Annotated in this window: 11 protein-coding genes and 1 pseudogene; 2 read left to right on the top strand and 10 right to left on the bottom strand. The window is 73.1% G+C overall.

Features of this window, described 5'->3' with window-relative positions:
• Window positions 1-10 precede the first annotated feature (10 nt).
• Complete coding sequence (locus AC07GB_RS16505) at window positions 11-610, bottom strand: TetR/AcrR family transcriptional regulator (protein WP_478846086.1); 600 nt, start codon at window positions 608-610, stop codon at window positions 11-13.
• A 120-nt stretch (window positions 611-730) separates the two neighbouring features.
• Here AC07GB_RS16505 and AC07GB_RS16500 point away from each other — a divergent pair, with 120 nt between their 5' ends.
• Window positions 731-1,558, top strand: a complete 828-nt coding sequence (locus AC07GB_RS16500) for a class I SAM-dependent methyltransferase (protein WP_478845871.1) — start codon at window positions 731-733, stop codon at window positions 1,556-1,558.
• Between the two features lie 86 nt (window positions 1,559-1,644).
• Here the strand turns inward: AC07GB_RS16500 and AC07GB_RS16495 are convergent, their stop codons facing one another.
• The 4 genes from AC07GB_RS16495 to bldG all read right to left on the bottom strand — a co-directional run bounded on the left by AC07GB_RS16495 (window position 1,645) and on the right by bldG (window position 6,602).
• Complete coding sequence (locus tag AC07GB_RS16495) at window positions 1,645-2,229, bottom strand: small secreted protein (protein ID WP_478845869.1); 585 nt, start codon at window positions 2,227-2,229, stop codon at window positions 1,645-1,647.
• Window positions 2,230-2,434: 205 nt separating this feature from the next.
• A complete protein-coding gene (locus AC07GB_RS16490) occupies window positions 2,435-4,837 on the bottom strand; it encodes a sodium-translocating pyrophosphatase (protein WP_478845867.1) in 2,403 nt (800 codons plus the stop codon).
• A gap of 886 nt (window positions 4,838-5,723) precedes the next feature.
• Window positions 5,724-6,143 carry an ATP-binding protein gene (locus AC07GB_RS16485; protein WP_478845865.1) on the bottom strand — a complete coding sequence of 140 codons (420 nt, stop codon included), beginning with the start codon at window positions 6,141-6,143 and terminating at the stop codon, window positions 5,724-5,726.
• A 117-nt stretch (window positions 6,144-6,260) separates the two neighbouring features.
• Window positions 6,261-6,602 carry an anti-sigma factor antagonist BldG gene (gene bldG, locus AC07GB_RS16480; RefSeq protein WP_030677886.1) on the bottom strand — a complete coding sequence of 114 codons (342 nt, stop codon included), beginning with the start codon at window positions 6,600-6,602 and terminating at the stop codon, window positions 6,261-6,263.
• Window positions 6,603-6,683: 81 nt separating this feature from the next.
• Here bldG and AC07GB_RS16475 point away from each other — a divergent pair, with 81 nt between their 5' ends.
• A complete protein-coding gene (locus tag AC07GB_RS16475; RefSeq protein WP_478845863.1) occupies window positions 6,684-9,137 on the top strand; it encodes a DEAD/DEAH box helicase in 2,454 nt (817 codons plus the stop codon).
• A gap of 234 nt (window positions 9,138-9,371) precedes the next feature.
• Here the strand turns inward: AC07GB_RS16475 and AC07GB_RS16470 are convergent.
• From AC07GB_RS16470 to AC07GB_RS16450, 5 genes and pseudogenes are all read right to left on the bottom strand, one after another.
• A pseudogene (locus tag AC07GB_RS16470) lies at window positions 9,372-9,572 on the bottom strand (Rv3654c family TadE-like protein); the annotation flags it as partial.
• Between the two features lie 176 nt (window positions 9,573-9,748).
• Window positions 9,749-10,222 carry a TadE family type IV pilus minor pilin gene (locus AC07GB_RS16465; protein ID WP_478845862.1) on the bottom strand — a complete coding sequence of 158 codons (474 nt, stop codon included), beginning with the start codon at window positions 10,220-10,222 and terminating at the stop codon, window positions 9,749-9,751.
• Window positions 10,209-10,379 (bottom strand): DUF4244 domain-containing protein, encoded by a 171-nt coding sequence (locus tag AC07GB_RS16460; protein ID WP_478845861.1) that lies wholly within the window; start codon window positions 10,377-10,379, stop codon window positions 10,209-10,211. The genes AC07GB_RS16465 and AC07GB_RS16460 overlap by 14 nt, the downstream gene beginning before the upstream one ends.
• Window positions 10,380-10,674: 295 nt before the next feature.
• Window positions 10,675-11,490 (bottom strand): type II secretion system F family protein, encoded by an 816-nt coding sequence (locus AC07GB_RS16455; RefSeq protein WP_478845860.1) that lies wholly within the window; start codon window positions 11,488-11,490, stop codon window positions 10,675-10,677.
• Entirely contained in the window at window positions 11,490-12,410 is a 921-nt protein-coding gene (locus AC07GB_RS16450; protein WP_478846084.1) for a type II secretion system F family protein, read from the bottom strand. Before AC07GB_RS16450 ends, AC07GB_RS16455 begins: the two co-directional genes overlap by 1 nt.
• Window positions 12,411-12,412 lie beyond the last annotated feature (2 nt).

Here is a 12,412-nt window from a genome sequence, read left to right as displayed (position 1 = left end):
TGACCCGTGTTCAGGCTCCTGGTCCGCGCACAACGCCCGCGACGACCGCCCGTACGACTTTCTGGACAGCGACGGGCTCCGGTGGGACGCCCTTGCGGTCGGCGAACAACAGGTGTCCCGCGCCGATCAGCGTGGGCGCGAGCGTGGCGACGTCGGCGTAGGCCGCGAGACGACCCCGTTCGCGCTCGGCGCAGAGGTACGCAGCGACCATGGCGGTGGCCTCCGCCAGCACCGGGACCCCGGTGGGCCGCGTCTGCCGCAGCCGGGCGCGCAGTTCGTCCCGCGAGGTCACGAGGCCGACCATCGCCACGGCGACCGATCCGAACAGCTCCGTCAGGGCCTCGGCGAGGTTGCCGACGACGGTTCCGGTCCCGGCGGACGCACGCAGCTCCGCGGCCTGCCGGTCCACCCGGGCGACGCGGTCCAGGACCAGTTCCGCGAGGAAGGCGTCGAAGTCGGCGAAGTGCCGGTGCAGCACGCCCTTGGCGCAGCCCGCCTCCGTGGTGACCGCCCGGCTGGTCAGGGCGCTCGGCCCATCCCTGAGCAGGACGCGCTCGGCGGCGTCGAAGAGCTGCTCGCGGGCGTCGCGGATGGCTACTCCTGTGGGCACCGGGGCGCTCTCCTCTACTTCTGGGGGCATGGGGTCGCTTATGTGGGCGTGGGCCGCTTCTGTGGGCGGTCGTGTGCCGACCCGTTGACGAGTGGGCGATCGCCCACTCATAGTGGGCACATGCCCACTTTACCGTCGGAGCCATCGGAGCAGGGCCCCCTCATCGAGCCCACTCCCCATCAACACCGTCACGTGGCCGAGTCGTTCGGCACGGACGCCGACCGCTACGACCGGGCCCGTCCCGGCTACCCCCAGGCCCTGGTGGACCGCGTCGTCGCCGCGAGCCCGGGGCCCGCCGTCGTCGACGTAGGCACGGGAACCGGCATCGCCGCCCGCCGGTTCCAGGCGACCGGGTGCCGCGTGCTCGGCGTCGAGGTGGACGCGCGGATGGCGGCCCTCGCGCGGCGGCGCGGCCTGATGGTGGAAGTGGCGGCCTTCGAGGAGTGGGACCCGGCCGGGCGCGCCTTCGACGCGGTCGTCTCCGGCCAGGCCTGGCACTGGGTGGACCCGGTGGCGGGCGCGGCGAAGGCGGCGGGGGCACTGCGGCCCGGCGGCCGCCTCGCGGTGTTCTGGAACGCGGGCGAGCCCCCGGCCGGCCTGGTGAAGGCCTTCACCGAGGTCTACCGCCGCCTGCTGCCCGACTCGCTCGCCGCCCGCCAGTGGACGATGTCCGCCGTGGACGCGTACGCGCACCTCGCCGCGAAGGCCGCCGACGGGATGCGGGCGACGGGCGCGTTCGGCGCGCCGGAACAGTGGCGCTTCGCCTGGGAGCGGGACTACAGCCGAGAGGAGTGGCTGGACCAGGTGCCCACGACCGGCGGCCACACCGGCCTCCCGGCAGCCCTCCTGGAGGAGGTCCTCGCGGGCGTCGGGGCCGCCGTGGACGCGGCCGGGGGCGGCTTCACGATGCGGTACACGACGGTGGCGGCCACGGCGGAGCGCACGTAGGGCCCGGAACCCGGCGCCGACGCGCACGCGAGAGGGGCGCCCCCTGTCCGGGGGCGCCCCTCGTCACGCGTCCGGCCGACGGGCCGTCAGGAGGACGACGGTGAGCTGCCCGCCTTGCAGCTGTCCTGCTCGCGCATGGCCTTACCGACGTCACCGGCCTCCAGCTGCTTCTGGGCGGTGTTCTCGCTCTTGCTGAGCTTGCCGAGCCCCTCGGCGACCTTCGCGAGGTCGTCCGCGAAGGCCGACTGGTTCTTCGTGTCGAGCTTGTCGGTCTGCGTCTTGAGGTCGGCGTACGACTTCGAGAGGCCGTCCAGCTCCTTCACGGCGGCGTTCAGCTTCTTCTCACCGTCGTCGACCGGGGGCGCGCCCGCCTTCTTCAGGGCGTCGCTGCGCTCCTTGTAGGCGTCGGAGATGTCCTTGAACGCCTGCGAGTCGGTCTTCTTCACTTCCTCCGGCGAGCTGTTGTCCGCGGTCTGCTTCTTGATCGCCGCGTTGGCGTCCGCGATCTTCTTAGACTGGGCTTGTACGGCCGTGTCGCAGACCTTCTTGGCCCAGTCGTCCAGCTTCTCGTTGCCGTCGTCGTCCGAGCACCCCGACAGCGCCAGTACCAGTACCGCACCGCCGGACAGTGCGGCCGCGAGCTTCTTGTTCACCGGATTGGTCCCTTCCATGGCTCTCGGCCCCGGAACTTACACGTCCAGCGGTCGCTGACCACACGCCGGGCGTCCGGTACCACCGCTATTGCAGCCATTTGCACCAAGGGGAGCGAGGCGAGAGAAGGCTCACGAGACTCCGCCGGGGACCCGTACACACGCACGAGGGGCGGACGACGCCTCAAAAGGCGCCACCCGCCCCCGTGTTGGGACGTACGAACGGTTACGAGACGACCGCGGGATCGGCCGAGCTGGCGACCTTCCCCGAGTTCTCCTCGTCACCGACGGCGATGCCGCGCCGCTTGGAGACGTACACCGCGCCGACGATGACCGCGATGGACAGGACCGCGATCACCACGCGCATGGTGACGCTCTTGTCCTCTCCGTAGCTGAACTTGACGACGGCGGGCGCGATGAGCAGCGCCACCAGGTTCATCACCTTCAGCAGCGGGTTGATCGCCGGGCCCGCGGTGTCCTTGAACGGGTCGCCGACCGTGTCACCGATCACCGTCGCGGCGTGGGCCTCGCTGCCCTTGCCGCCGTGGTGGCCGTCCTCGACGAGCTTCTTCGCGTTGTCCCACGCGCCACCGGAGTTGGCGAGGAAGACCGCCATCAGGGTGCCCGTGCCGATCGCGCCCGCGAGGAACGAGCCGAGCGCGCCCACGCCGAACGTGAAGCCGACCGCGATCGGCGTGAGCACGGCGATCAGACCTGGTGTGGCCAGCTCGCGCAGCGCGTCCTTGGTGCAGATGTCGACGACGCGCCCGTACTCGGGCTGCTCCGTGTAGTCCATGATCCCGGGGCGCTCGCGGAACTGCCGCCGCACCTCGTAGACCACGGCCCCGGCCGACCGCGACACGGCGTTGATCGCGAGCCCCGAGAAGAGGAACACGACCGCCGCGCCGAGCACGAGGCCCACCAGGTTGTTGGGCTGTGAGATGTCCATCACCAGGTTCATCGGGGCGCCGTCGCCGAGTTTCTGGCCGACGTCGTCGGCCGCCTCGGCGATCGCGTCCCGGTACGAGCCGAACAGCGCCGACGCCGCGAGGACCGCCGTGGCGATGGCGATGCCCTTGGTGATGGCCTTGGTGGTGTTGCCCACGGCGTCCAGGTCGGTGAGCACCTGCGCGCCCGCGCCCTGGACGTCGCCGGACATCTCGGCGATGCCCTGCGCGTTGTCGGAGACCGGCCCGAAGGTGTCCATGGCGACGATGACGCCGACCGTGGTGAGCAGGCCGGTCCCGGCGAGCGCCACCGCGAACAGCGCGAGCATGATCGACGTGCCGCCGAGCAGGAACGCCCCGTACACGCCGAGGCCGATCAACAGTGCCGTGTAGACGGCCGATTCCAGACCCACGGAGATGCCCGCGAGGACGACCGTGGCCGGGCCCGTGAGCGAGGTCTTGCCGATGTCCTTGACCGGCCGCCGGGTGGTCTCCGTGAAGTAGCCGGTCAGCTGCTGGATCAGCGCGGCCAGGACGATGCCGATGGCGACCGCCACGACCGCGAGGATCCGCGGGTCGCCGCTCTTCGCCAGGATCGCCGCGTCGTCGACCCCGTCCAAGTCCGCGTACGACGACGGGAGGTAGACGAAGACGGCCACCGCGACGAGCGCCAGCGAGATGAACGCCGAGATGAAGAAGCCGCGGTTGATGGCGGTCATGCCGCTGCGGTCGGAGCGCCGGGGCGCCACCGCGAAGATGCCGATCATCGCGGTGATCACGCCGATCGCGGGCACGATCAGCGGGAAGGCCAGTCCGGAGTCACCGAACGCGGCCTTGCCGAGGATCAGCGCGGCGACGAGCGTGACGGCGTACGACTCGAAGAGGTCGGCGGCCATCCCGGCGCAGTCGCCGACGTTGTCGCCCACGTTGTCGGCGATGGTCGCGGCATTGCGCGGATCGTCCTCCGGAATGCCCTGTTCGACCTTGCCGACCAGGTCGGCGCCGACGTCGGCGGCCTTGGTGAAGATGCCGCCTCCGACGCGCATGAACATCGCGATGAGCGCGGCTCCGAGGCCGAAGCCTTCGAGCACCTTCGGTGCGTCGGCCGCGTACACGAGCACGACACAGGAGGCTCCGAGCAGACCGAGCCCCACCGTGAACATGCCGACGACACCGCCCGTACGGAAAGCGATCTTCATCGCTTTGTGCGAGACAGCGGTGAGATCCTTTTCCGGCTCGCCTTCCGCCGGTGTCGCTTCCCGGGCCGCTGCGGCGACGCGCACATTGCTGCGCACGGCGAGCCACATACCGATATAGCCGGTGGTCGCCGAGAAGGCCGCGCCGATCAGGAAGAACACGGACCGGCCGATGCGCTGATTCCAGTCGTCCGCGGGCAGCAGCATGAGCAGGAAGAACACCACGACGGCGAAAACGCCGAGGGTCCGCAACTGCCGCCACAGATAGGCATTCGCGCCTTCCTGCACCGCCGCCGCGATCTTCTTCATGCTGTCGGTGCCCTCGCCGGCCGCGAGCACTTGGCGCACGAGCACCCAGGCGACCGCCAGGGCCGCGACCGCGACGGCCGCGATGACCATCACGATGAGACGGTTGTCGTCCGTCAGTACCGGGCCTGCGAGGATTGAGGGGTGGTCGAGCTGATGAGGGGTAGAAAGCCCCGCCATTCGTCCTCCTTGACGCTTGGGCTGAGCTCAAGATGTGGACGGATTGTAGGGAGCCGGACCTGATCAAAACAGTGCGCCGCCAACGGAATTGGCGCGCAGGTGCGTATCTTCAAAAGATCGCGCCTGCCGATTGACCCCGAAAGCGGTAATGCCCCAAAACCATTGACGCCGGGGTTGACCCCCGCTTCCCCTCCCCCGCCTCCATTGATCACCATTCCCTCGCTCACCGATTTCCTCACTTGTCACACAAATGAAAAGCGTGCGCATGTATACGGCGAACTGGTTTCTGTAACGCGGGAGATGGCGGGGAGTGTTTGGTGGGGCGGGGGGTGGGGCGCCCGTCAGCGTGGTGCGGTCGGCTCCGGCCTGGTGGGGCTCGGCGCTCCGATGAGGCGCGGCGCTCCGGCGGGGCCGAGGCATGCTGGCGGGGCCTGGGCGTGCTCACGGAGTCCGGGCCTCCGGTGAAGGCCACTCGGCGGTCTGGCGGGGCTGGGCGTGCCGGTGACGCCCGGGTGTAGCGGGGGAAGCCGGGGCGCGCCGACGGAGTTCCGGCGCCCGACGAAGCCTGAGCGTGCCGGTGAAGCCTGGCGTGCCGCCGGAGTCCAGGCTTCCGGCGAAGGCTGGACGTGCCGGTGAAGCCTGGCGTGCCGCCGGAGTCCAGGCTTCCGGTGAAGGCTGGGCACGCCGACGGTGGTCGGGCGTAGCGGGGAAGCCGGGGCGTCCCGGTGTCCGGTCAAGCCCGGGGGCACCGGGGAAGGCCGAGCAGGAGCCCCGCTGGGGTGCCATGGGGCGCGGGGCCCGGCGGTGGGCGGGGCGCGTCCCGGCCGGGAGGCTCCGAAGGGCGGGTGTCGCGGGTCGGTCCCGCGAGGGTGCTGCCGAGGCGCCGCTAGGGCGTCGTGGGCCAGCTCATGCGGATCAGGCCGCCGGCCTCGTCCGCCGTGACCTCCACGTCGTCGACGAGCCCGCTGATCACCGCGAGCCCCATCTCGTCCTCGCCCTCGGCTTCCACGTCCTCCGCGCCGGGACGGCCGTCCGGTGCGGCCACGGGCACGACGCGCGGCGCCTCGTCACCGACCTCGATGGAGAACTGCTTCTCCTCCTCGACCAGCGCGACGCGCACCGGCGCGGTGATGCCGGCGGCCTGGTGCAGCCCCACGGCACGGGTACAGGCCTCGCCGACCGCGAGCCTGACCTCGTCGAGGACGGCCTCGTCCACTCCGGCCCGTCGTGCCACCGCGGCCGCCACCAGTCGGGCGGTCCTGACGTGCTCGGGCAGCGCGCTGAAGCGGAGTTCAACGGTGGCCATGCATCCCCCTCGGACATACACGCGTGCTGTCGAAGGGCCGGGCCGTCGGCCCGGCCCCCCGCCGTACTGCCACTCCGGGACTGAGCCCGGGACCCCGGACCTGCCGGGGCTTCCGGCTCAGTCGGTGGCCGCGACCGCTTCGTCGACCGAGGTGTGGATGGGGAACACCTTGGTCAGGCCGGTGATGCGGAAGATCTTGAGAATGCGCTCCTGGTTGCACACCAGGCGCAGCGAGCCCTCATGGGCCCGCACTCGCTTCAGGCCGCCGACCAGCACGCCGAGTCCGGTGGAGTCGAGGAAGTCCACTCGCTCCATGTCGACGACCAGGTGGAAACTGCCGTCGTTCACCAACTCGACCAACTGCTCGCGCAGCTTGGGCGCGGTATAAACATCGATTTCGCCACCGACCTCGACGACCGTACGATCGCCGACGGTACGGGTCGACAGAGACAGGTCCACGGATCCTCCAGCACCTTGCTATCGAGCGGTCGCCCCTCGGGACACCTCGGCCCACGCCCCCGGGACGGATCGCCAGCCGCGATGGCATTCAATCACTTACGGGCAGGCGCGCACGACGCCTTCGGACCATTGTCCATCCCGCCAGTGACACACTCGATGCCGATGGCCACCTTTTCCCCTTCCGGAGGACCCTCGGCGGACACCCCGGCCCGCGTCTCCCCGCAGTCGATCCTGGACCGACTGACCACGGGGCCGAGCCGAGCTGCGCGCGTCACTCATACGGAGCACCTGCCCCCGAGGGCGGCCCGCTATGCAGTCTGGCCCGATCGCATCCGCTCCGAGGTCATCGCGGCCGTCAGGGAAGCCGGAATCGAGCACCCCTGGGCCCATCAGGCCCGGGCCGCCGAACACGCGCTTGACGGCGAATCCGTCGTCGTCGCCACCGGCACCGCGTCCGGCAAGTCCTTGGCATATCTCACACCGGTGCTCTCCGCCCTCCTGGACGGCTCCGAGGCCGCGAACGGGCGCGGCACGACCGCCCTGTACCTGGCCCCCACCAAGGCCCTCGCCGCCGACCAGCGCCGTGCCGTGCGCTCCCTGGCCGCGCCGCTCGGCAACGCCGTCAGGGCCGCCGTGTACGACGGTGACACCCCCGTCGAGGAACGCGAGTGGGTGCGCCAGTACGCCAACTACGTCCTGACCAACCCCGACATGCTGCACCGCGGCATCCTCCCGTCCCACCCCCGCTGGTCCTCCTTCCTGCGGGCCCTGCGCTACGTCGTCATCGACGAGTGCCACACCTACCGCGGCGTCTTCGGCTCGCACGTCGCCCAAGTCCTGCGCCGCCTGCGTCGCTTGTGCGCCCGCTACGGCTCCGACCCGGTCTTCCTCCTCGCCTCCGCCACGGCCGCGGAACCCGCCGTGGCCGCGGGGCGCCTGACCGGCCTGCCCGTCACCGAGGTCGCCGACGACGGCTCGCCCCGCGGCGAGGTCGTCTTCGCCCTCTGGGAACCGCCACTCACCGAGCTGCACGGCGAGAAGGGCGCCCCGGTGCGCCGCACCGCCACCGCCGAGACGGCCGACCTGCTCACCGACCTCACCGTCCAGGGCGTCCGCTCCGTCGCCTTCGTACGCTCCCGGCGCGGCGCCGAGCTGATCTCCGTCATCGCCCAGGAACGTCTCGCCGAGGTCGACCGCACCCTGGCCCGCCGTGTCGCCGCCTACCGTGGCGGCTATCTCCCCGAGGAACGCCGCGCCCTGGAACAGGCCCTGCACTCCGGCGAACTCCTCGGCCTCGCCGCCACCACCGCCCTCGAACTCGGCGTGGACGTCTCGGGCCTGGACGCCGTCCTCATCGCCGGCTATCCGGGGACCCGGGCCTCGCTGTGGCAGCAGGCGGGTCGCGCCGGCCGCGCCGCGCAGGGCTCCCTCGCCGTGCTCGTGGCCCGGGACGATCCCCTGGACACGTATCTCGTGCACCACCCCGATGCCCTGTTCCACCAGCCCGTCGAGTCGACCGTGCTGGATCCCGACAACCCGTACGTCCTCGCGCCCCACCTCTGCGCCGCCGCCGCGGAACTTCCCCTCACCGAGGAGGACTTCCCGCTCTTCGGACCGGCCGCCGAGGAGCTGATGCCGCAGCTGGAGGCCGCGAAGCTGCTGCGCCGCCGCACGAAGGCCTGGCACTGGACGCGCCGCGAGCGCGCCGCCGACCTCGCGGACATCCGCGGCGGGGGCGGCCGCCCCGTCCAGGTCGTCGAGGAGGGCACGGGCCGGCTGCTCGGCACCGTCGACGCCTCCGCCGCGCACACGAGCGTCCACGAAGGCGCGGTCCACCTCCACCAGGGCCGTACATATCTCGTGCGGCGCCTCGACCTGGAGGACTCCGTCGCCCTCGTCGAGGAGGCCGTGCCGCCCTACTCCACGACCGCCCGCGACACCACCGCCATCGCCGTCCTCGACACCGACACCGAGATCCCCTGGGGCCCCGGCCGCCTCTGCTACGGCTCCGTCGAAGTCACCAACCAGGTCGTCTCCTTCCTGCGCCGCAAGCTCATCACCGGCGAGGTGCTCGGCGAGACCAAGCTGGACCTGCCGCCGCGCACCCTGCGCACCCGCGCGGTGTGGTGGACGGTCACCGAGGACCAGCTCGACGCGGCCCGGGTCAATCCGGAGATCCTCGGCGGCGCCCTGCACGCCGCCGAGCACGCCTCCATCGGCATGCTGCCGCTGTTCGCCACGTGCGACCGCTGGGACATCGGCGGCGTCTCCGTGCCCCTGCACCCGGACACGCTGCTCCCGACGGTCTTCGTCTACGACGGCCATCCCGGCGGCGCCGGGTTCGCCGAACGCGCCTTCCACACCGCCCGCGCCTGGCTCACGGCCACCCGCGAGGCCATCGCCGCCTGCGAATGCGAGGCCGGGTGCCCGTCGTGCATCCAGTCCCCCAAGTGCGGCAACGGCAACGACCCTCTCCACAAGCGCGGCGCGGTCCGCCTGCTCACCACCCTCCTGAAGGACGCGCCCACCGACTGAGCCCCGCCCAGGAGCGTCGACCGGCTCCTGTCCGGAAAGGTCGGCTGGGTTCTCCCTGGGAAGCCCGGCCGGGTCCTGCCTGGGTGCCCTGAGGGGCCGCGCCCCCTCTGAAGCCGCCGCAGGCCTCACGAGATCCTCAGCCCTTGCGGGCGCCTCGGGCCCCGTCGGCAGTGCGGGTCCCGCCCGTGACCTGACCTCCGTCGTGAACGGCCCGAGGTCCGCCGCCGCCGTCACTTCCGACACGTGGCCCCGGACCTCGCACCGTACGATCCGCGTGCCCTGGGCCCGCGCCACCCGGCCGGCCCGCGCGCAGGCGTCGTCGGGCCCGGCCATCCAGTGGTCGGCCGCCGCGAGCGCGGCCAGGTCCGCGGCGCCGCCCGCGCGGTGCCGGGCGACCATCACCTGCGTCATGGCCAGGAGAGCACCGGTGACCACGCACAGCGCGGCCAGGACGACCACCACCCACACCGTGGCGGCACCCCTGTCGACCTGAGCGGTCCCCGGGCCCGCCCGCACGGCGCCCCGGTCCGCCCGGGCGACACTCCGGCCCGCCCGCACGGCGCCCCGGTCCGCCCGGGCGACACTCCGGCCCGCCCGCGGCTCCACCCGTCTCACCTGCCCACCCCCACCGTCTCCTCCGCCAGAGCCACGGCTTCCGCGCGCATCCGCAGGCCGAGCCCCAGGGGCCGGGGCCCCGGTGACGGTGCCACCACCTCGACCCGCACCAGGTCCCCCTCCCTGCGCACGGCGACCTGTGCCCCGCGCGGTGCCGCCTGCCGGGCCGCCGCCACGGCCGTGCCCGGCGGGTCCTGACGCGCCATCGCGCGGGCCCCGGCCCGGGCCGCGTCCACGCACTGGATCTGCGCGGACGCGGCCATGAGCACCCACAGGAGGCCCATCGTGAACAACACCAGGGTCGGCAGGACCACCGCCGCCTCCGCCGTCACGAACCCGGCGTCGCCCCGCTCCCCGGGCCCGCCCGGGACGGCCCGTCCACCGGCCCGGGCGAGGGCTCTTCCACCAGCCGCTCCGCCGCCACGGCCGGCGACGCCGTCCCCGGCCTCCTCCACCTCAGAACTGGACATGGAGCGCCCTCTCCACCACCGCCTGCAACCCGGCGCGGACGGGACCGCTCGTCACCACCTTGTAGAGCAGCCCGGCGAAGCCCACGGCCGCGATCAGCCCCATCGCGTACTCCGATGTCGCCATACCGGCGTCCCGCGCTCCGGCGCGCCTCCCCATCCACCCGCGGGACACCCAGGCCCGCGCCGCTCCCCGCCCTCGTCCCGGCTTCCGGCCGCGGCCGCGGCTGCTCCCCCGGTCCTGTCCTCGACCCTGTCCCCACATGACAACCCCCATGAGATGTCCACTCGTTGAGATTCGAGATTTCTTGTCGTTGCTCGCAGCCGCTTCTCGTGCTGGGCGCGGCAGCGAGGTCCTACGTCCACTCAGGGCGCGGCTGCCAAGCCCTTTGCCGCTCCAGGCCCGGCAGCCAGGCCTGCGGCTCGTCCCGTGTGTCACAGCAACGCCCTCCGTCTCAGCGGGCGCTCAGCAGCGCTCCCCCGAGTCCCATGACCACCGGCACCACGCCGAGCACGATGAACGCGGGCAGGAAGCACAGCCCCACCGGTGCCGTCATGGAGACCGCGGCCCGGCGAGCCCGGGCGGTCGCCTCACGGGCTCTCTCCGCCCGGCAGTCCGCGGCGAGGCGGGCCACGGGTCCGGCCGCGGGCGCCCCGGACTCACCCGCCCGCTCCAGAAGGCGGGCCAGCGCACCAGCTCCGGGCACGGCGCCCAGTTGCCGCCAGGCCTCCGCGGGCTCGCCGCCGAGCCGCACCTGTGCCGCGCCCCACGCGAGCCGCTCGCCGACCGGCCCGCGCAGCGACTCCCCGACGGCCTGCGCTGCCACGACCGGCCCGGCACCGGCGGCCACGCACGCCGCCACCAGGTCGGCGGCCAAGGGCAGTTGCCGCGCCGCATCGGCCGTGTCGAACTCCGCCGTCTGCCCGCCGCCCCGCCCTGCCCGCGCCAGGGCACAGCCGAGACCCACGCCGACCAGGAGCCCCGTCACCCCGCCGATCAGCGCCCAGCCCGCGGCTGTCGCGCCGGCCACGGCGAGCCTCGCGCGGACGGCGTCCCGCCGCCCGGACAGCCGCCCCGGCCACCGCCCGCGCCACTCCGGCTTCCGTGGCCAGGCCCGGCGCTGCCGCCGCTGCCCGCCCAGAACCGCCACCAGGCGTCTGCCCAGGGCCCGTTCACGCCGAGCCGCAGCCGCCGCGAGGACCAGCCACAGCATCGCGACCGCCGAGCACATCGCCACCCCCAGCCTGTGGACAACCTCGGATTGGCCCATCACCCCTCCGCCTTTCGCACGATCCGCAGCGCCCACCAGGCGCCCGCACCCTCCAGGAGCCCGCCCACGACGAGGCACCCGATCCCCGCGCCCGTGTGCAGCAGCACCCGCAGCGGTCGTGCCCCGAGGGCGCCGCCCATCAGCAGGCCGAGCGCGGGCAACCCGGCGAGCAGCACGGCTGTGGACCGCGCCCCGGCCAACTGGGCCCGAAGGTCCGCCCGTTGATCCCGCTCGGCCCGCAGAGCGCCCTCCAGGCGCTCCAGGCCCGTCGCGAGCCCCGCGCCCCGGTCGACGGCGACCCGCCAGCAGGCCGCGAGTCCCAGGAGTCCCTCGGCACCGGGCTCCCGGGCGGCCGCGCGCAACGCCGCCGGCACATCCCCGCCGAACCGCGCCGCCGCCAGCACCCCGGCCCACTCCCCGCCGAGTCCCTGATCCACGGCCCGACCGGCGGTCGTGGCCTCTGCGGCCCCCGCGTCCGCCTGGCCGGACGCAGCGCCTTCCATGGCCTCCGTGGCCGTCCGCAGCGCCTCTCCCGGCTGCTGCCCCGCGCGCACCTCGCCGGCCAGCGCCCCGCACAAGGCGATCACCGCGGCTGTGCGCCGCTCCCGCTCCCGGCGGGCCTCCCGGGCTCTGCGCAACCGCCCGGCCAAGGGCACGCCGACCGCCCCCGCGACGAGCGGCACCACCGATGCGCCCAGGGCCGCGACCACCGAGCCGCCCGCCAGGACCCACACTTCAGGCCCCACTCGGCCACCCAGGCGCTCACGCACCCCGGCAGCAGCCCGGCGCCATCCAGGCCGGCCGACCACCGCCCCGGGCGCCGCGAGTGCCAGCCTCGCCCGCCTCAGCTCCCGAGCCCGGGAACGCCCGCCCAGGAGCCACACCGATCCGCCCGCGCACAGCGCCGCGCCCCATGCCATCG

It is taken from the genome of Streptomyces sp. NPDC045778, assembly GCF_056431945.1.
Note: the sequence above shows the minus strand (reverse complement) of the source record. Positions and strands in the feature narration are given on the sequence as shown.

Excerpts from the sequence above, each read along its gene's own strand:
- AC07GB_RS16485 (WP_478845865.1), bottom strand. The coding sequence starts at position 6,143 with ATGGCCACCGTTGAACTCCGCTTCAGCGCGCTGCCCGAGCACGTCAGG.
- AC07GB_RS16455 (WP_478845860.1), bottom strand. The coding sequence starts at position 11,490 with ATGGGCCAATCCGAGGTTGTCCACAGGCTGGGGGTGGCGATGTGCTCG.
- AC07GB_RS16490 (WP_478845867.1), bottom strand. The coding sequence starts at position 4,837 with ATGGCGGGGCTTTCTACCCCTCATCAGCTCGACCACCCCTCAATCCTC.
- AC07GB_RS16465 (WP_478845862.1), bottom strand. The coding sequence starts at position 10,222 with ATGTCCAGTTCTGAGGTGGAGGAGGCCGGGGACGGCGTCGCCGGCCGT.
- AC07GB_RS16460 (WP_478845861.1), bottom strand. The coding sequence starts at position 10,379 with ATGGGGAGGCGCGCCGGAGCGCGGGACGCCGGTATGGCGACATCGGAG.
- AC07GB_RS16475 (WP_478845863.1), top strand. The coding sequence starts at position 6,684 with ATGGCATTCAATCACTTACGGGCAGGCGCGCACGACGCCTTCGGACCA.
- AC07GB_RS16495 (WP_478845869.1), bottom strand. The coding sequence starts at position 2,229 with ATGGAAGGGACCAATCCGGTGAACAAGAAGCTCGCGGCCGCACTGTCC.
- AC07GB_RS16450 (WP_478846084.1), bottom strand. The coding sequence starts at position 12,410 with ATGGCATGGGGCGCGGCGCTGTGCGCGGGCGGATCGGTGTGGCTCCTG.
- AC07GB_RS16500 (WP_478845871.1), top strand. The coding sequence starts at position 731 with ATGCCCACTTTACCGTCGGAGCCATCGGAGCAGGGCCCCCTCATCGAG.